The 17,885-nt window shown below is 71.2% G+C and carries 15 protein-coding genes; 11 read left to right on the top strand and 4 right to left on the bottom strand.

What is annotated here, in order from left to right; translation table 11 throughout:
• Window positions 1–45 precede the first annotated feature (45 nt).
• Complete coding sequence (locus EIZ44_RS41540; RefSeq protein WP_134734307.1) at window positions 46–1,269, bottom strand: MFS transporter; 1,224 nt, start codon at window positions 1,267–1,269, stop codon at window positions 46–48.
• 107 nt (window positions 1,270–1,376) lie between these two features.
• On the opposite strand from EIZ44_RS41540, the gene EIZ44_RS41535 reads away from it, so the two are divergent.
• From EIZ44_RS41535 to EIZ44_RS41525, 3 genes are all read left to right on the top strand, one after another.
• Window positions 1,377–2,282, top strand: a complete 906-nt coding sequence (locus tag EIZ44_RS41535; protein ID WP_037819436.1) for a LysR family transcriptional regulator — start codon at window positions 1,377–1,379, stop codon at window positions 2,280–2,282.
• Window positions 2,283–2,359: 77 nt separating this feature from the next.
• Window positions 2,360–2,857 (top strand): peptide-methionine (S)-S-oxide reductase MsrA, encoded by a 498-nt coding sequence (msrA, locus tag EIZ44_RS41530; RefSeq protein WP_043833708.1) that lies wholly within the window; start codon window positions 2,360–2,362, stop codon window positions 2,855–2,857.
• Complete coding sequence (locus EIZ44_RS41525; protein WP_134734306.1) at window positions 2,854–3,585, top strand: DUF427 domain-containing protein; 732 nt, start codon at window positions 2,854–2,856, stop codon at window positions 3,583–3,585. The genes msrA and EIZ44_RS41525 overlap by 4 nt, the downstream gene beginning before the upstream one ends.
• Here EIZ44_RS41525 and EIZ44_RS45840 read toward each other — a convergent pair whose 3' ends face one another.
• A complete protein-coding gene (locus tag EIZ44_RS45840) occupies window positions 3,586–6,435 on the bottom strand; it encodes an MGDG synthase family glycosyltransferase (protein ID WP_439098639.1) in 2,850 nt (949 codons plus the stop codon).
• A gap of 16 nt (window positions 6,436–6,451) precedes the next feature.
• Window positions 6,452–7,435 carry a DMT family transporter gene (locus EIZ44_RS41515; RefSeq protein WP_235146774.1) on the bottom strand — a complete coding sequence of 328 codons (984 nt, stop codon included), beginning with the start codon at window positions 7,433–7,435 and terminating at the stop codon, window positions 6,452–6,454.
• Window positions 7,436–7,533: 98 nt separating this feature from the next.
• Between EIZ44_RS41515 and EIZ44_RS41510 the strand changes: the two genes are divergently transcribed.
• Entirely contained in the window at window positions 7,534–8,199 is a 666-nt protein-coding gene (locus EIZ44_RS41510) for a VC0807 family protein (protein ID WP_037819429.1), read from the top strand.
• The gene (locus tag EIZ44_RS41505; RefSeq protein ID WP_167754442.1) at window positions 8,199–8,948 is read left to right on the top strand and encodes an SDR family NAD(P)-dependent oxidoreductase; all 750 of its coding nucleotides are present in this window, start codon (window positions 8,199–8,201) and stop codon (window positions 8,946–8,948) included. Before EIZ44_RS41510 ends, EIZ44_RS41505 begins: the two co-directional genes overlap by 1 nt.
• A gap of 123 nt (window positions 8,949–9,071) precedes the next feature.
• Here the strand turns inward: EIZ44_RS41505 and EIZ44_RS41500 are convergent, their stop codons facing one another.
• Window positions 9,072–10,268 (bottom strand): PucR family transcriptional regulator, encoded by a 1,197-nt coding sequence (locus EIZ44_RS41500; protein WP_167754441.1) that lies wholly within the window; start codon window positions 10,266–10,268, stop codon window positions 9,072–9,074.
• A 192-nt stretch (window positions 10,269–10,460) separates the two neighbouring features.
• Here EIZ44_RS41500 and hpnC point away from each other — a divergent pair, with 192 nt between their 5' ends.
• Genes hpnC through ispH form a run of 6 tightly spaced genes read left to right on the top strand, consistent with a single transcriptional unit; the run spans window position 10,461 to window position 17,883 of the window.
• Entirely contained in the window at window positions 10,461–11,285 is an 825-nt protein-coding gene (gene hpnC, locus EIZ44_RS41495; protein ID WP_235146775.1) for a squalene synthase HpnC, read from the top strand.
• A 5-nt stretch (window positions 11,286–11,290) separates the two neighbouring features.
• Complete coding sequence (gene hpnD / locus EIZ44_RS41490) at window positions 11,291–12,151, top strand: presqualene diphosphate synthase HpnD (RefSeq protein ID WP_106961347.1); 861 nt, start codon at window positions 11,291–11,293, stop codon at window positions 12,149–12,151.
• Window positions 12,148–13,485 (top strand): hydroxysqualene dehydroxylase HpnE, encoded by a 1,338-nt coding sequence (gene hpnE, locus EIZ44_RS41485; RefSeq protein WP_043833478.1) that lies wholly within the window; start codon window positions 12,148–12,150, stop codon window positions 13,483–13,485. Before hpnD ends, hpnE begins: the two co-directional genes overlap by 4 nt.
• A complete protein-coding gene (locus EIZ44_RS41480) occupies window positions 13,482–14,513 on the top strand; it encodes a polyprenyl synthetase family protein (protein ID WP_106961348.1) in 1,032 nt (343 codons plus the stop codon). Before hpnE ends, EIZ44_RS41480 begins: the two co-directional genes overlap by 4 nt.
• Window positions 14,513–16,417: a squalene--hopene cyclase gene (shc, locus tag EIZ44_RS41475; RefSeq protein WP_043833479.1), complete on the top strand. Its 1,905-nt coding sequence runs from the start codon at window positions 14,513–14,515 to the stop codon at window positions 16,415–16,417. The genes EIZ44_RS41480 and shc overlap by 1 nt, the downstream gene beginning before the upstream one ends.
• Window positions 16,414–17,883, top strand: a complete 1,470-nt coding sequence (gene ispH / locus EIZ44_RS41470) for a 4-hydroxy-3-methylbut-2-enyl diphosphate reductase (protein ID WP_134734303.1) — start codon at window positions 16,414–16,416, stop codon at window positions 17,881–17,883. Before shc ends, ispH begins: the two co-directional genes overlap by 4 nt.
• Window positions 17,884–17,885 lie beyond the last annotated feature (2 nt).

Genomic DNA, 17,885 nt, shown 5'->3' with positions numbered 1-17,885 from the left:
CTTGACAAACAAAACCCAGGGATGTCTTCACGGACTTCCAGCGGCTCAAGCGGTCCGCAGCACCCGCCAAGCCGAGAACCCCAGCAGCACCAGCTCCGCCGCCGAAAAGCCGACCAGCGCGAGCGGGCTCGGCACCCACAGCAGCGTCATCCCGACCAGCAGCACCGGCACCACGAGCCCGGCGTAAGCCGCCAGGAAGATCCCGGCCAGCACCTCGCCCCGGGACAGCGGATCAGCCAGCGCCGCCACCGTCCCGACCGCGGCGCGGAAGCCGAGCCCCATCCCGCTCCCGGCGATCACCGAGCCCGCCAGGAACAGCGCCAGCGAGGGCAGCAGCGCCGCCGCCGAAAGCACCGCCAGCCCGATCGGCATCAACACGAAACCCAGTCGCAGCTGCGCCCGCGACGCCATCGACGCGAAGACCACCTGCGCCACCGCCGCCGCACCCAGCATCGAGCCCGCGGTGACCCCGGCGAGCATCCGGCTGTGCTCGTGCAGGCCTTCGGCGAGCAGGGTCGGCGCGAGCGACATGAACAGCCCGGTGATCGCGAACGCGGCGAACACCCCGATCGCCGCGCCGACGAACGCCGGCCGCGCCCCGGCGGGCAGCGACACGCGCTGCGGCCGGTAAGCCGGGCGCTCCTCGCGCCGTTCGACGGTCTCCGGCACCAGGCACACCGCGAACGCCGCCACCAGCAACACCACCAGGAACACGACGAACGTGCTGGTCAGCGGGCCGTCGATGTACTGCGCGAAGACGCCGCCGACCACCGGGCCGAGCCCGAGGCCGCCCATGTTCACCACGGTGGCGATCAAGCCGGAGCGGCCCAGGTCCTGGTCCGGCCGGGTCACCGCCCGCAGCTCGGACAGGTGCGCGGTGGCGGTGGCCGTCAGCGCGCCGATGCCCGCGCCGCAGACGAACCGCGCGATCAGCAGGCCCGGGACCTCCGGCCAGAGCAGGAACAACACCGCCGACAGGGCCTCGGCGAGCGTCGAAGCGAGGATCACGCGGCGGCGGCCGAGCCAGTCGCTGACGTGCCCGGCGAGGTAGAGGCTGGCCATCACGCCGACCGCGTACGCCGCGAAGATGACGGTGACCAGGAACGTCGGGAACCCGTCCCGCTGCTGGTAGAGCGCGTACAGCGGAGTGGGCACGGTGGAGAACGCGAGGCACGCGGCGAACGCGAAAGCGATGACCCGGAACCCCCAGCCGTGGCTGACGCGCCATCCGGCCGGGGCGGTGAGAGCGGGCGGAGCTGTGGTGACCATGTCGACCTTCCAAGCGGGAACCTACCCCTGAAACGATCCCCCGCCCCACTCATCAAGTCCAACGAAAAGTGTTGGTCATAGTTATCGTGATCCGCGATAATTGGGGCATGGAGACGCGGCAGCTGGAGTACTTCGTGGCGGTCGCCGAGGAGCTGAGCTTCACGCGGGCGGCCCAGCGGCTGTTCGCCACGCAGTCCACGGTCTCGGCGACGATCCGCGCGCTCGAGACCGACCTCGGCGCGACGCTGTTCGACCGGTCTACCCGCCGGGTCGCGCTGTCAACCGCGGGCGCGCTCTTCCTGCCCGAGGCGAAAGCCGCGCTGGAATCGGTGGAGCGGGCGCGCGAGGTGGTGCAGCAGGCGTCCGCGGGTCTGCGCGGAAGCCTCCGGATCGGCACGCTGACCAGCATGAACGCGTTCGATCTGCCGGTGCTGCTCGGCGCGTTCCACCGCAGGCACCCGCTGGTCGACCTGCATCTGACGGTGTCCCTCACCGGCTCGTCCGGCCTCGCCGACGACGTCCGCCACGGCAGGCTCGACGTCGCGTTGCTCGGCCTCTCCCGGGCCGAGCTGGGCGGCCTCGACGCGACGCAGCTGGCCAGCGTGCCGTACTACGCCGTGCTGCCGGACAGCCATCCGCTCGCCGGACGCGAGCAGGTCCGGCTGCCGGAGCTGGACGGCGAACTGTTCGTCGACTGCCCGCGCGGCTTCGGGAACCGGCTGGCGGTCGACCGGGAGTTCGCCGCGCTCGGGCTTACGCGCCGGGTGACCGCCGAGGTCGCCGACCTGCGGACGGTGCCGCGCTACGTCGCCGCCGGGCTCGGCGTCGCGGTCCTGCCCGGCACCGCCCGGCTGGACCACCCGGGCGTCGTGTCGATCCCCCTCGCCGACACATCGCTGACCTGGCCGCTCACCGTCGTCGTCTCCGCGAAGCGCCCGTCGTCGCAGGCCCTGCGGACGCTGCTGGACCTGTTCGTCGCGGCCGCGGCGGAGGGAGATATTACGGAGTTCTGACCGGGCCCCGGCCACCGGAATAGCGACCGGCTCCGCGGCGTCATCCTGTACACGGAATCCCGATGGGAGAGAAGGAAATGACGGAAAAAGCGATCCTGGCCGGCGGATGTTTCTGGGGCATGGAGGAGCTGTTCCGCCACCAGCCCGGCGTGACCGCGACCCGCGTCGGCTACAGCGGCGGCGACGTCCCCCACGCCACCTACCGCAACCACGGCACCCACGCCGAAACCATCGAGGTCACCTACGACCCGGAACAAACCGACTTCCGCGCGCTGCTGGAGTTCTTCTTCCAGGTCCACGACCCCAGCACCAAGAACCGCCAGGGCAACGACATCGGCACCAGCTACCGCTCCGCCATCTTCTACACCACCGACGAGCAAAAGCGGATCGCTGAAGACACCATCGCCGACGTCGACGCCTCCGGACTGTGGCCCGGCAAGGTCGTCACCGAGGTCACCGCGGCGGGCGACTTCTGGGAGGCGGAGCCGGAGCACCAGGACTACCTGCAGCGCTACCCGCACGGCTACACCTGCCACTTCCCGCGCCCCGGCTGGAAACTCCCGAAGCGCGGATGACCGATTACCCAGCGGCGGCAGTCCAGGCCGGACACGTCGAACCGGTCCCCCGGCGAGTGCGCGGAGTGCTCGCCGGGAAGACCACTGTGGACAGCACGCGGGCCAAATACGTCTGGGAATGGCCCTACTATCCGCAGTTCTATTTCCCGCTCGACGACGTACTTCCCGGCGCGCTGGTCTCCGGAGACGACGGGCGGTTCTCACTGCGCGTCGGCGAGGTCGAAAAGCCTGCTGCCGCTTGGGTAAACGACTCTGTCCTGCCTGGACACGTCCGGTTCGACTGGGACGCACTGGACGCCTGGTTCGAAGAGGACGAACAGGTTTTCGTCCACCCGCGCAACCCGTACACGCGAGTGGACGCTTTGCGTTCGACGCGACACGTCCGCGTGCGGTTGAACGGAGTGACGCTGGCGGAATCGTGGTCGCCGGTACTGCTGTTCGAGACCGGCCTTCCGACCCGGTATTACTTCAACCGCACCGAAGTCGATTTCACGCATCTCGTCGCCGAACCCGGCATGGTCACCGCCTGCCCGTACAAGGGCGAGACGTCCGGCTACTGGTCCGTCCGTGTCGGCGGCGTCCTGCACGAGCACCTCGCGTGGACGTACGCCTACCCGGCCGCGGCCGTCCAGCCCATCGCCGGACTCGTGGCGTTCTACAACGAGATGGTGGACATCGAAGTCGACGGCGAACTTCTTCCCCGCCCGCGCACGCACTTCTCGCAGTGACTACACCCGTCCGAACGCCTCCACGACCGCGGCCGCCAGCCGGTCCCCGCGCGCCTCTTGCCCGGCGGGCACGGTGATGCAGACGGTGAACCGGTCCGCCCACGTCATGATGCCAACTGCCACCGGGACCCCGGGAGCGAGCGACAAGACCGGATAGACGGTGCGGACGAGCGCCCCGTTGAGCACCACCGGCGACCGCGCGCCGGGCAGCACCGAGGCGATGACGCTGAACCACGTGCCGCGGTAGACGAGCTTGGCCGCCCGGCGATGCAGCGCCGGCGGCAGTATCCCGAGCACGCGCACGACAGCATTGCCCGCGCGGGGCGCACCGTGGCCGACCTGGTCGGACAGCATCCGGTCCGTCGCCCGCACCCGCTCCGACAGCGACATCGCACCGGTCGGCAGGTCCACCGAAGCCGCGCCGGTGTGGTTGCCGAGCTGGCGGAAGGTCCCGGTGTCGCGGACCGATATCGGAATCAACACCCGAAGCCGCTCCGGCGCGGTCCCGCCCAGCTCGCGATGCAAGGCCTCGGCGACGAGCGCGAGAACGAGGTTGGTCGTCGGCACCCCCGCCCGGCGCGCGGCCTTCCGGACTTCGGGGGCGGAGAGATGCGCCCGGGCGAAATGCCGTCGGGGACTGTCGATCCGCTTGTCCCAGCGGACTCGGGGCGCGGCACCGGCGCGGGCGAGAGTCCAGACGCCGCGCGCCAACTCGGCGGCTTGGTTGCGTTGGCTCGGCTTGGCTCGCGCAGGCTCGGCGGTGCCGGAACGATTGGCCGGTCCCGATGGCCGCTCAAGCCGGTGCCACACGGGGCTCGCCACGCGAGCGAGCGCCGCGCGCACCGGTGCCGCCAGGCTGGCGAGCGCCCCGCGCGCCGGTGCCGCCAGGCTGGCAAGTGCCGCCCGCACCGCGCTCCGCTCGGGGTGGGACCCGTTGCGCCCCAATGTGGCATTGGGTGCGTGAGACGCACCCAAAGCGGCATTGGGTGCGTCAGATGCACCCAATGTGGCATTCGGTGCGCCGGACGCACCCAAAGTGGCGTTCGGTGCATGAGACGCACCCAAAGCGGCATCCGCAGCGCCCGACGCACCCAACGCGGCGTTAGGCGCGCGAGACGCACCCAACGCGGCATCCGGCGCGCCCGACGCACCCAACGCGGCATCCGGCGCGCCCGACGCACCCAATGTGGCATTCGGTGCGTCAGATGCACCCAATGCCACATTGGGGCGATGCCACCACCCCCGCCGCCGAGGCACCGGCACCGGCGTCAACGGTTCCTTCCCCCGCGCCTGCCCCACCAGCGCGCTGATCACGGCGATCCCGTCACTCGCCGCGTGGTGCAGCGCGATCAGCAACGCCCCCTGCTCCCCCTCGATCCCGGTCACCAGCCGTGCCCGCACCGGATGTTCCGGGGACACCGGTTCCGAGAAGAACGCGTCCATCTCCCGCGTCAACGCCGCGTCCAACGGCGCTTCCGGGCCGACCCGCACGGAAGTCAGCACGTCCGCCGACGTCCGGCCCGGGTCCTCCTGCCACCGTGCGCGCCACAACCGGCTGCCGGGCAGCAAGCGCGTTCGCAAGCCGGGGGTCGCGGCCAGCAGATGCTCAGCGTCCGCGTGGGTGACCGGTGTGCCGTCCGCCTTCGGATCGAACAACAAGACCGCACCGACCTGTTGCGGCACCTCCGGCGTGGCCACGTGCACGAACAGCGCGTCCTCCGGCCGGAGCCGCTGGGTCGGCGGGTTCAACGGCGCGGAAACGAGCGATTCCAGCGCCTCCACCAGCGGAGTGGCCGTTTCGCAATGCCGCGCGACCGCTTCCGCCATCTCCTTGAGCCGTTCCGGTTCCGCCAGCAGGCCGCGCACGGTCTCCGCCAGCTCACCGTCCTTTGTGGACACGAGGGCGAGCCCGGCGTCGGCCATCAGCCGGGCGTTCGCCTTGCCGTGCGCGGCGATCGGGCGATGCATCAGCACCGGACGCCCGCACGCCAGCGCCTCCAGCGAGGTCGCCCCGCCCGCGTTCGTCACCACGACGTCCGCCGCCAGCGTGTACCGCTCCGGCTGGTCCGTCCACCCGACTACGTGCAACCGCGGTTCGCCCAGCGCGCGCAGCCGGGCGGCCGCCGCGTCGTTGCGGCCGCAGATCGCGATCGGCGCCACCGACGGATCCGCCGCCAGCAGTTCGCGCACCGTCGTCTCGATCTCGCCGAAACCCAGCGAGCCGCACGAAACCAGCGGCACGAACGCGTCCGGCGGCAAGCCTAGTTCGTGGCGCGCCGCGGTCTGGTCGCCTGGCCGGAACACCGCGCGCACCGGCGGCGCGGACACTCCGACGTGCGCCGACGGCGACGAGCGCAACGCGGGCGCGACCGCGACGTCGTGCATCACCATGGTGAGATCCGCCGCGCCGTAAACCCAGAACGGGTGCGGCGCGAAGTCCGAAACCCACGCACCTATCGGCGCCCGCAATTTTCCTTTGCGGCGCAGCCACGCCAGTCCCGCGGTGCCCATCGGATACGTCGACAGCACCAGATCCGGCGCGAATTCGGCGATCGGTTTCGCGAGCCGCCTGCCGCACCACGCGGCGGTGAACCAGCGGGACGCGGCAGCGAACCACGGAATCCGCCAGATCGCGGCGTAAAAGAACTCGTACAGCCACGGGACGCTTTCCACATTGGCGACGTAAATCCGCTGGAAAAGCCCCTCGAAACCAGGACCGAGCCGTTCCAGCGCGTTGACCCACCGCACGGTCGCGTCCGGCCAGCGCTGCCGTATCGCGTCCTCGAGCGCGCGCCCCGTCGCGTTGTGCCCCTGCCCCATGTTCGCGGACACGATCAGCACGCGCTCCAACGCTGCCCCCTTCTCGCTAACAGGCGGTCCCGGCGAGGCCGTACCCGTCGTCCGGGTCCGAATCAGGCCGTTCGCCGGGTTCTTCCGATGCGGTTTCCTCTTCGCCGGACGGCATATCCGATTCCGCCGACAAATGCGACGCGCGGGTGGACAGCAGGGCGATCCCGACCACGATCACCAGCCCGGCCAGCGCCTCGCCGAACAGCGCGAGCGGCCTCCCGTCGGCCGATTCGCCCATCCACGACAATCCGATCGCGACGCCGACCAGCGGATCCAGCGCGGTGATGACGGCGAGCGCGGGCGTCAGGTACCGGCCCTGCTGGAACGTGTTCTGGCTCAACAGGAATCCCAATGGCCCCACGACGCACACCAGATACAGCGTCCAGTGCCGGAACGGTTCGTCGATCCCCGCCCGGAACTGGCCCGCGACCACCTTCATCAGCCCGGCGGTGAGGCCGTACAGCACGCCGGTCGCGACAGCGAGCCCGAGCACCCGCCAAGATCCGGAATTCGTTGACGCGGCAACAACAAGCGACGCCAGCGTGACCACCGCGAGCGCGATGCCGAGCGGCAGCAGGTCGCCGCCGCTGACGAGCGTCTCGCTGTTGCCGCTCGGCCGGGCGATGACGAGGAACGCGGCGAGCCCGGCCACGCACAGCAACCCGCCGGCACTCATCGTGCGGTCCGGGCGGCGGCGCTCCAGCCGCGCGGACGCCAGGCCGGCGAACATGAGCGACGTCACGAGCAGCGGCTGGACCAGCAGCAACGGCCCGAACGCGAGCGCGACGAGCTGCAGGACGAGACCCAGGATGGTCGCGGCGATCCCGATGAGCCACAATGGTCGTCCGACGAGCCGCTTGAAGAGCGTCAGGTCGAGCGGTTTGCCGGTTTCCACCTCTTTGGTCGCCCTGGCCTGCGCTGCGCTCGCGAGTCCCATGCACGCCGCGCCGGCGACGGCGGCGGGGACAGCCACGACCAGCGACATCCCCGTAACTGTCACGGACTCTTCACCTCACACCGTCCCCATCCGCCGTGCTTATGCTCAAGCCTTGTCCGAGGCCGAGTCGCCCGGTTGGCACCGGAGGCAGCAGAACCCGCATGCGACACCCCCATACGATCGACCTCCCCTCGTTCCGCAATCTCGTCGTGGACGGGGGCCGGCACCTGCTCGAGTCGACGCTGGTCCCGGCCGGCCTGTTCTATCTCCTGCTGACCCTGGTGAGCTTCGACAGCGGGGTCATCGCCGCGCTGTGCTGGTCGGTCGCCGTGGTCGGCACCCGGCTCGCGCTGCGCAAGAAGATCCCCGCCGTGCTGCTGCTGACCACGGCTCTGCTGGTCGCGCGCACTGTGCTGGGCCTGGCCACCGGCAGCGCATTCCTGTACTTCCTGCAGCCGACTCTACAGAATTTCCTCGTCGCCAGCCTGTTCCTGATCTCCGCGCCGTTCAACAAACCGCTGCTCGCGCGGCTGGCGGGCGATTTCTGCGCATTCCCCGATTCGCTCTCCGGACACCCCGGAATGCGCCGGTTCTTCCAGCGCGTTTCGGTGCTGTGGGGACTCGTCTTCGCGGTGAACGGCGGCGTGACGCTGCTGATGCTCGCGCGGGAAACGGTCGGCAGCTTCCTCATGGTCAGCACCGCGGGCTCGTACTCGGTCATCGGGCTGGCCATCGCCGGTTCGCTGTGGTGGTTCCGGCGTTCGCTGCGCTCGGCGGGCATCACGCTGCGCATGGGCCACCGCCCGGCCGCGCTGCCCGCCGCCTGATGGCCCGCACCGCGCTGGTCACCGGCGCGTCGTCGGGCATCGGCGCCGCCACCGCGCGGCTGCTCGCCCGCTCCGGCGTCCACGTGCTGCTGCACGGCCGGAACGAGGACCGGCTGGCCGCCCTCGCCACGGAAACCGGCGGCACCGCGCTCGCCGCCGACCTCGCGGACCCCGGCGCCGCGGCGGAGCTCGCCGAACGCGCGCTGGCGGTCACCGGATCGGTGGATCTGCTCGTCAACAACGCCGGTCTCGGCTGGGCCGGTCCCCTGCCCGAACTGTCCGGGGAACGGCTGCGACACCTCGTCACCGTGAACCTCACCGCGCCGCTCGACCTGACGCGCGCGCTGCTCCCCGCGATGCTGGAACGCGACCGCGGGCAGATCGTTTTCGTGTCCTCGATCGCCGGACGCACCGGCGTCGCCGGGGAAGCCGTGTACGCCGCGGCGAAGTCCGGTGTGGACGCTTTCGCCGACAGTCTCCGATTCGAGTTGCACGGCACCGGAGTAACCGTCGGAATCGTAGTTCCCGGCGTGGTGCGCACGGAATTCTTCGAACGTCGCGGCCGTCCCTACACCCGCAGCACGCCCCGCCCGGTGAGCGCCGAACGCGTCGCCGCCGCCGTGGTGCGCGCCGCCGCGCATCCGGGCGACTACTACGTGCCGCGCTGGCTGCGGATCCCCGTCGCGCTGCGCGGCACGGCACCAGGCCTGTACCGCGCGCTCGCGGCGCGATTCGGCGCCGAAAGCTGACGGCTCCACACACACCTCCTCCCCGGGCGCCTCGCGAGCGGCCCTCCCGGTTCCCGCCGGGATACCCCCGCTTACGCGACCCAAGCATGTCGTCCGCGCTGCCGCATCAGGGAAATTCCCCGATCAGGCGGTTTCGTCCGCTTCGCCGGGCGGTCCCCAGGCCAGCGCCAGCACGAGCGTCGCGCGCACGGCCGGGTCGTCCAGCGACGGCCCGAACAGGTCGTGCAGGCGGCCGAGCCGGTACGACACCGTCTGCGGATGGATGTGCAGGTCCTCCGCGACCGCCTTGCGGTCCCCCAGATGCAGCAGCCACGACGTGAGCGTGGTGGACAGCCGTTCCCGCGCGGATTCGTTCAGCTCGTCAAGCGGGGCAAGGGCTTGTCTTCGCAGCACGTCGAGCAGCCGGTCGTCGCGGTGCACGATGATCGCGTCGAGGTGTTCATCGGCGAACACCGGATCGTCGCTGAGCAGGTGGTCCCGGCGCAGCCGAGCAGTCACCTCGGCGATGCGCAGGCTGGCCGGGAGCCGGTCGAGCGGCACCGTCGCGCCGACCACCGCGCCGCCGCCGCGCAGCGCGCGCGCCAGCCACGCGCGCCTGCCGGGACCGCCCGGGTCCGGCACGATCGCCACGACCACGCCCGGCCTGCGCAGCCGCAGACAGCTGTCTTCGAGGCGGAACACCAATTCCCGGCCCAGCTCGTTGTCGTCCTCCACGAGCACGACCGCGGCGTGCTTCGGCAACCGCCAGTCCGCACGCGCCGCCGCCGCGCGCACCGCGGCCTTGTCCGCCCGGTCGGACAGCAGCAGCGCGGTCAATTCGTCGCGCAGCCGTTCCCTCGCGCGCACCGCGTCCGACTGCTCCTGCAGATACCCGCGCAGCGACGATTCCGAAAGCTGGTCCACGAGAGCGAACACAGTGGTGGCGAGCGAGGCGAACAGTTCGGCGGGCACCTCGAGATCGAGCGCGGCTTCCGAAACGTGCCGCCACGCCACGCGCGCGCCGACCCGGTAAGCCGACAACAGGCTCGTGACGCGCCTGCCCTGCTGGTATTGCGCGCGCCCGATTTCCTCGAACACCGTCTGCTCGACGCCGGACCCCAGTTCCGGCAGCCGCTCGTCGGGCTCGGCCGCCATGTCGATCAGCCGCCGGACGAATCCCGCGCTGGCGGCGACGAGGTCGACGAGTTCTTCGGTCAGGAACTCCGCGTAGTCGGGATGCTCGTCCGCGAGCTGGTCGCGGACCTCGTTGAGCATGGCGGGCAGCCGGCGGGTCACCACCGTCTCCAGTTCGTCAAGCCGGGTCACCTGATCTGGTCCCATGTGTCCGGGAGTCCTTCCGTCGCAGGCCGCGGTCTCGGGTCGCCTCGGGACATCCTGGCCCCACTTTGGCCCCTCGTGCCAAGTCGAAGCCACCGAAATTCGCTTTCCGGCGGCAGAAGCCGCCCGTCCGGGGTTGCGACACTGGCGGGGATGAGATCCACAGCGGGTGTCCGTCACGCTCCGGATACGTCAGTGCTGCGAGAGAAACGGCGCGCGGAGAACTTCCCGGTGGCCCTGCGGGTGCTGCCGGAACGGCTGCGCGCCGACCTCGTCGCGGTCTATTCCGTCGCGCGCACTGTGGACGATCTGGGCGACGAGGCCGAGGGCGACCGGGTCGCGCAGCTCGAAGCGTTCTCGGCGGACCTGTCCGCGGCGTTCGGCAACGGAGAACCGGAAGATCCCGCTGTCCGTGGACTTCTTCCCGCGATCCGCGCCGGACGGCTGACCGAGGAACCGTTCCAGCGGCTGGTCCAGGCGAACATCCAAGACCAGCGGGTGCACCGCTACCCGGTCTTCGCGGACTTGCTGGCGTACTGCCAGCTTTCCGCCGATCCCGTCGGGCGGATCGTGCTCGACCTGCTCGGGGTGGCCGACCCGGCCGCGGCGGAGCTGTCCGACCGGATCTGCACCGGGCTCCAGCTCGTGGAGCACTGGCAGGACGTCGGCGAGGACTACCGCAACGGGCGGGTGTACCTGCCGCAAGAGGATCTCGCCGAGTTCGGCGTCGCCGAGGAGGAACTGGGCGCCGCGCACGCGTCGCCCCGGATGAAAGCGCTGATGCGGTGGGAAACCGGCCGCGCCGCCGCCCTGCTGGGCGGCGGCGCGGACCTGCTGGGGCACCTGTCCGGCTGGGGGCGGTTCGCGGTGAGCGGCTTCCTCGCCGGCGGGCTCGCCGCGGTCGACGCGCTGCGCGCGAGCGGCGGCGACGTGCTGTCCGCACCGGTCCGGCCGAGCCGGGCCGGGCTGCTGAGTTGGCTGGGGTGGCTGCAAGTCGGCACGAGGAGGCGGTCCGGATGACGGCAATGGGCACTGTGGACGAGGCCTATGCGCACTGCGCGGCGGTCACCAAGGAACAAGCGCGCAACTTCTACTACGGAATCCGTTTGCTGCCGCCGGACAAACGCGCGGCGCTGTGCGCGGTGTACGCGCTGGCCCGGATCATCGACGACATCGGCGACGACACCGAAGCGTCCGCCGAAACCAAGCTGCAGGGGCTCGCCGGAGTCCGGAAATCGCTCGGCGACCTGTCCGCGACCGCCGACCCGGTGTACGTCGCGGTCGCCGACGCGGCGCGCCGGTACCCGATTCCGCTCGGCGCGTTCGAGGAGCTGCTCGACGGCGTCGAGATGGACGTGACCGGGCGCGAGTACGTGCGGTTCGAGGAACTGGTGGAGTACTGCCGGTGCGTGGCGGGTTCGGTCGGGCGGCTGTGCCTCGGCGTGTTCGGCAGCCGTCCGGAGCCGAACGCGCCGGTGTACGCCGACGAGCTCGGGATTGCCTTGCAGCAGACCAACATCCTCCGCGACATCCGCGAGGACCTGCTCAACGGCCGGGTGTATCTGCCCAAAGAGGACCTCGACCGGTTCGGCGTCGAGTTGTCCGTCGGACCGGACGGGCAGCTCGCCGACCCGGACGGCGGGCTCACCGCGCTGATCCACGACAGCGCCGCGCGGGCCCGCGACTGGTATTCCCGCGGTCTCCGCCTGGTGCCCTCTTTGGACGGTCGCAGCGCCGCGTGCTGCACCGCGATGTCGGGCATCTACCGCACCCTGCTGGACCGGATCGACGAACAGCCCGCGCGCGTGTTCGACCGCCGGCTTTCGTTGTCCGGCAGGGAAAAGGCGGTGGTGGCGTTCCGGGCGCTGACCGGGATCGGCCGATGACCGCCCCGGTCGCGGTGGTCGGCGGCGGGCTCGCGGGCATCGCCGCCGCACTCGCCTGCGCCGACTCCGGGCGGCCGGTGACGCTGTTCGAGGCGCGGCCGCACCTGGGCGGGCTCACGCATTCGTTCGCTCGCGGCGAGCTGCGGGTCGACAACGGACAGCACGTGTTCCTCCGCTGCTGCACCGCTTATCGCGCGCTGCTGGACCGGCTCGGCGTCGCGGACCGGGTGACGCTGCAGCCTCGCCTGGAAATCCCGATCCGCCTGCCGGGCGCGGCCGCGCCGACCTGGCTGCGCCGCGACGACCTGCCCGCGCCACTGCACCTGGCCACGTCGCTGCTGCGCTACGACCCGTTGCGTCCGCTCGACCGAGCCCGGTTCGCGCTCGCCGCGCTCGCGTTGCGCCGGGTGGACCCGAAGGCGGACCGCACAGACCGGCAGTCCTTCGGGGAATGGCTGCGGCGGCACGGACAAAGCGCGGCGGCGATCGAAGCGTTGTGGGATCTGGTCGGCGTGGCAACGTTGAACGCGACGGCCGACGACGCGTCGCTCAGTCTCGCCGCGACAGTGTTCCAGGAGGGGCTGCTCACCGACCCGGCCGCCGCCGACATCGGCTGGTCGCTGGTGCCGTTGCGGGAACTGCACGGCGATCCGGCGCGCGAACGGCTGACCGAGGCGGGGGCGGACGTCCGGCTCGGCACGAAGGTGCGCGCGATCAGCGAAGGCTGGCGGGTCGTCACCGATCGCGGCGAGGAGGAGTTCAGCCAGGTCGTGCTCGCCACTCCCCCGCCGGTGACCGAACAGCTCGCCCCCGCCGGGGCGATCGGGCTGCCGCCGGGCTGGTCCGGCGGGCTCGGCAGCTCGCCGATCGTGAACGTGCACGTGGTGCTCGACCGGAAAGTCCTCGACGAACCGTTTGTCGCGGGTGTGCGCACGCCGGTGCAGTGGGTGTTCGACCGAACGCGGCAGTCCGGTTTGGACTCCGGGCAATACCTCGCGATGTCGCTGTCCGCCGCGGACGCGCAGATCGACCTGCCCACCGCGAAACTCCGCGAACAGTTGCTGCCCGAACTGCTGGCGCTGCTGCCCGAGGCGCGCGGCGCGCAGGTGCTCGACTTTTTCGTCACCCGCGAGCGGCACGCGACGTTCCGGCCCGGTCCCGGCACCGCCTCGCTGCGCCCGCCCGCGCACACCGCGCTGCCCGGGCTGTACCTGGCGGGCGCGTGGACCGCGACCGGATGGCCCGCCACGATGGAGGGTGCCGCGCGCAGTGGCGCAGCCGCGGCCGCCGCCCTTCTTCAGCACAACGGTAAGAGGGAGGGAGTCGGAGCATGACCGCCAATCTGTTTCCTGCCGAGAAAACGCGTTCAGCGGTGCCGCCGGTGCTCGGCAGCGCGCGGGACGTCGTGCAGCCAGCGTTGCGCGCCGCCGTCGACCGGCTGGACGACACCAGCCGCGCGATCAGCGCCTACCACCTCGGCTGGACCGACCCGAACGGCGTGCCGGTCCAGGGCAACGGCGGCAAGGCCGTGCGTTCGGCGCTCGCCTTGGTGTCCGCGCGGGCCGCGGGAGCGCCGGTGGAAGTCGGCGTGCCCGGCGCGGTCGCGGTGGAACTGGTGCACAACTTCTCGCTCGTCCACGACGATCTGATGGACGGCGACACCGAGCGCAGGCACAGGCCGACGGTGTGGGCGCTGTGGGGGTCCGCGAGCGCGATCCTGACCGGGGACGCGATGCTCGCGCTCGCGCAGGAAGTGGTGCTGGACAGCGGTTCCCCGAACGCGGTCGCGGCCGGCCGGCTGCTCACCGAGACCACGCGACGGCTCATCCACGGCCAGTTCCTGGACGTCGCGTTCGAGCAGCGCGACGACGTCGTGCTCGCCGAATGCGTGACGATGGCCGCCGGGAAAACCGGCGCGCTGCTGTCCGCCAGCGCCGCGATCGGGGCCGTGCTCGCCGGTGCGCCCGCCGAGATGGTCGACGCGCTGGCGGTGTTCGGCGAGGAGATCGGCCTCGCGTTCCAGCTCGTCGACGACGTGCTCGGCATCTGGGGCGATCCGGCGGTCACCGGGAAATCGGTGTACTCCGACCTGCGGGCGCGCAAGAAGTCGCTGCCGATCACCTACGCGACCACACACGGCGGAGCGGCGGGCCGCCGGCTGGCGGAGTGGCTCGCCGGAGACGACGACACCGACCTCGCGCGGATCGCCGCGCTGGTGGACGACGCGGGCGGCCGCGAGTGGGCCACCGCGGAAGCGGCCCGGCACGTCGCCGCCGCGGAGCAAGCGCTGGCCGCCATTCCGCAAGGCCCGCGCGAGGACCTCGTCTCGATCGCCCGTTTCATCGCCGGAAGGGAAGCGTGATGACCCAGACCGTCCCCCGCACGTCCGCGCCCGCCGCCCGCACCGCCGCCGACACTGTCGCGGCGGCCGTCGAGTTCCTGCGCCGCGAGCAGGACCGCGCCGGATGGTGGAAGGGCGAACTCGCCACCAACGTCACGATGGACGCCGAGGACCTGCTGCTGCGGCACTTCCTCGGCATCCTCACCCCGCAGATCGCCGAGGAGTCCGCGCGCTGGATCCGCTCGCAGCAGCGGGCCGACGGCACCTGGGCGAACTTCCCGGACGGCCCGGCCGACCTGTCCACCACCGTCGAAGCGTGGGTCGCGCTCCGGCTGGCCGGCGATCCGGCGGACGCCCCGTGGCTGGCCACGGCGGCCGAGTGGATCCGCGAACAGGGCGGGATCGAGGCGACGCGGGTGTTCACCCGGATCTGGCTCGCGATGGTCGGCCAGTGGTCGTGGGACGACCTGCCGAGCCTGCCGCCGGAGCTGATCTTCCTGCCGTCGTGGTTCCCGCTCAACGTCTACGACTTCGCCTGCTGGGCGCGGCAGACCATCGTGCCGCTCACCATCGTCGGCACCCTGCGCCCGGTGCGGAAGCTGCCGTTCGATGTCGCCGAACTGCGCACCGGCAAGCGTCCGCCGAAGACGCGTGCGCCGTGGACCTGGGACGGCGTGTTCCAGAACCTCGACACCGCGCTGCACGCCTACGCGAAGCTGCCGCTCAACCCGGTGCGGAAGCTAGCGATCAAACAGGCCGCGGAGTGGATCCTCGCGCGGCAGGAAGCGGACGGTTCGTGGGGCGGGATCCAGCCGCCGTGGGTGTACTCGATCCTCGCGCTGCACCTGCTCGGCTACTCGCTCGACCATCCCGCGCTCAAGGCCGGGATCGCCGGGCTCGACGGGTTCACCATCCGCGAGAAGACCGAACAGGGCTGGGTGCGCCGGCTCGAAGCGTGCCAGTCGCCGGTGTGGGACACCGCGTTGGCGATGACCGCGCTGCTCGACGCGGGCGTCTCCCCCGGCGATCAAACCCTGGTGCGCGCCGCTGACTGGATGCTGGGAGAGGAAATCCGGGTGCCGGGCGACTGGGCGGTACGGCGGCCCTCGCTGAAACCGGGCGGGTTCGCGTTCGAGTTCGCCAACGACGGCTACCCGGACACCGACGACACCGCCGAGGTGGTGCTCGCGCTGCGGCGGATGGGCAAACCGGACCACCTGCGGATCCGCGAGGCGGTCGACCGGAGCGTCGCGTGGCTGGAGGGGATGCAGTCCGGCGACGGCGGCTGGGGCGCGTTCGACGCGGACAACACGCAGGTGCTGACCACCCGGCTGCCGTTCTGCGATTTCGGCGCGGTGATCGATCCCCCGTCGGCGGACGTGACCGCGCACGTGGTCGAAATGCTGGCCGCGGAAGGGAAATCCGGCAGCCGCGAATGCCGTCGCGGGATCCGGTGGCTGTGGGACAACCAGGAGGAGGACGGCTCGTGGTTCGGCCGCTGGGGCGCGAACTACGTGTACGGCACGGGCGCGGTGGTGCCCGCGCTGGTCGCGGCCGGCGTCCCTGGTGCTGACCCGCGGATCCGGCGTGCGGTGAAGTGGCTGGCCGAGCACCAGAACGACGACGGCGGGTGGGGCGAGGATCTGCGGTCCTACGACGACCGGGCGTGGGCTGGGCGTGGCGACTCGACGCCGTCGCAGACCGCGTGGGCGTTGCTGGCGCTGCTGGCTGCCGGGGAGCGGGAGTCCACTGTGGTCACGAGGGGCGTCCAGTGGCTGGTCGAACGGCAGCGGCCGGACGGCGGCTGGGACGAGGACAAGCACACCGGAACCGGGTTCCCCGGCGACTTCTACCTGTCGTATCACCTGTATCGCGTGGTGTTCCCGCTGTCCGCGCTCGGCCGGTACGTACGGGGCGGGTCATGACCCCGATCGTCTGCACCCCGTTGCGGATCGAGCAGGCCGCTCTGCGCGGTCCCGGTCCGCGGACGGTCCACACCGGACTCGGGCCTCGCCGGGCCGCCGCCGCTGCGGCCCGGCTCCCGTCCGGGCCGCGGATCGTCGCGGGGATCGGCGGTGGGCTCACCCCGTCGGTACGGCCGGGGGATGTGGTGGTCGCCACCGAGGTGCGCGGTCCGTCCGGTGTGGTGCCGGTGCGGTCCGCGCCGTTGCTGGCGGGTGCGTTGCGCCGTCTCGGGCTCACTGTCCATCTCGGACCCGTGGTCGGCAGTTCGCACGTGGTGCGGGAGCAGGAACGCGCTTCGCTGGCCTCCAGTGGTGCGCTGGCGGTCGACATGGAATCCGCGTGGCTCGCGGCCGACGGTGAACCGTTCGCTGTGGTACGCGCCATTGTGGACACTGTCGGTGCGCCGCTGCTGCATCCTTCGACGGTCTCGAATGGACTCGCCGGGTTGCGGAGTCTGCGCCGGGCCGCTCCCGCAATCACTGCGTGGGCTGAAGCCGTGGGGCCGCGAACGGTGTTGCTGGCAAGTCCGCGATCGTTCTGTGCCGGGGTGGAGCGGGCGATCGAGATTGTCGAACGCGCGCTGGAGAAGCACGGCGCGCCGGTGTACGTGCGTCGGCAGATCGTGCACAACACCCACGTCGTGGACCAACTGCAGGGGCGCGGCGCGGTGTTCGTGGACGAGGTGGAGGAAGTTCCGGAAGGCGCGACGCTGGTGTTCGCCGCCCACGGAGTCTCCCCGGCGGTTCGGCGCGCCGCGGCGGATCGCGGGCTGTCCGTAGTGGACGCGACCTGCCCGTTGGTTACCAAGGTGCACAACGAAGTCCGCCGTTACACCGGTCGCGGCGAGACTGTGTTTCTCATTGGACATGCCGAGCACGAGGAGGTCGAAGGAACGGTCGGGGAAGCGCCCGACAATGTGGTGGTCGTCGGCGATGTCGCAGCCGCCCGGACGGTCACCGTGCGCGACCCGTCGCGAACCGCCTACACCATGCAGACCACGCTGGCGCTCGACGAGGCCGAAGAGATCGCGTCCGTGCTGCGCGAACGATTCCCCGGCCTTTCCTCGCCGCGCAAGGACGACATCTGTTACGCCACCACCAACCGGCAGCAGGCTTTGCGCGCGATCGCCCGCGACGTGGATCTGGTGCTGGTGGTGGGTTCCGGGAACTCGTCCAACTCGCGGCGGCTCGTGGAGGTCTCCGAACGGGAGGGCGCCCCGGCGGTGCTCGTGGACGGCTGCGGCGACGTCGACCTGCGCCGGCTCGCCGGGGCCGGGCGGATCGGGCTCACCGCGGGCGCGTCCGCGCCGCCGCGTCTGGTGTCCGAAACAGTCGAGGCCCTTCGCGGATTGGGTCCGGTCAGCGTCGCGGAAAACGCGCTGACAGAAGAAGAAATGACGTTCACCCTACCTCGGGAGGTGCTCTGAGC

It is taken from the genome of Amycolatopsis nivea (assembly GCF_004522235.1).
GTDB lineage: Bacteria > Actinomycetota > Actinomycetes > Mycobacteriales > Pseudonocardiaceae > Amycolatopsis > Amycolatopsis nivea.
The sequence above is the reverse complement of the archived record's forward strand: the minus strand, read 5'-3'. Positions and strand labels throughout refer to the sequence as shown.

Excerpts from the sequence above, each read along its gene's own strand:
- EIZ44_RS41540 (WP_134734307.1), bottom strand. The coding sequence starts at position 1,269 with ATGGTCACCACAGCTCCGCCCGCTCTCACCGCCCCGGCCGGATGGCGC.
- EIZ44_RS41535 (WP_037819436.1), top strand. The coding sequence starts at position 1,377 with ATGGAGACGCGGCAGCTGGAGTACTTCGTGGCGGTCGCCGAGGAGCTG.
- msrA (WP_043833708.1), top strand. The coding sequence starts at position 2,360 with ATGACGGAAAAAGCGATCCTGGCCGGCGGATGTTTCTGGGGCATGGAG.
- EIZ44_RS41525 (WP_134734306.1), top strand. The coding sequence starts at position 2,854 with ATGACCGATTACCCAGCGGCGGCAGTCCAGGCCGGACACGTCGAACCG.
- EIZ44_RS41510 (WP_037819429.1), top strand. The coding sequence starts at position 7,534 with ATGCGACACCCCCATACGATCGACCTCCCCTCGTTCCGCAATCTCGTC.
- EIZ44_RS41505 (WP_167754442.1), top strand. The coding sequence starts at position 8,199 with ATGGCCCGCACCGCGCTGGTCACCGGCGCGTCGTCGGGCATCGGCGCC.
- EIZ44_RS41500 (WP_167754441.1), bottom strand. The coding sequence starts at position 10,268 with ATGGGACCAGATCAGGTGACCCGGCTTGACGAACTGGAGACGGTGGTG.
- hpnD (WP_106961347.1), top strand. The coding sequence starts at position 11,291 with ATGGGCACTGTGGACGAGGCCTATGCGCACTGCGCGGCGGTCACCAAG.
- hpnE (WP_043833478.1), top strand. The coding sequence starts at position 12,148 with ATGACCGCCCCGGTCGCGGTGGTCGGCGGCGGGCTCGCGGGCATCGCC.
- EIZ44_RS41480 (WP_106961348.1), top strand. The coding sequence starts at position 13,482 with ATGACCGCCAATCTGTTTCCTGCCGAGAAAACGCGTTCAGCGGTGCCG.
- shc (WP_043833479.1), top strand. The coding sequence starts at position 14,513 with ATGACCCAGACCGTCCCCCGCACGTCCGCGCCCGCCGCCCGCACCGCC.
- ispH (WP_134734303.1), top strand. The coding sequence starts at position 16,414 with ATGACCCCGATCGTCTGCACCCCGTTGCGGATCGAGCAGGCCGCTCTG.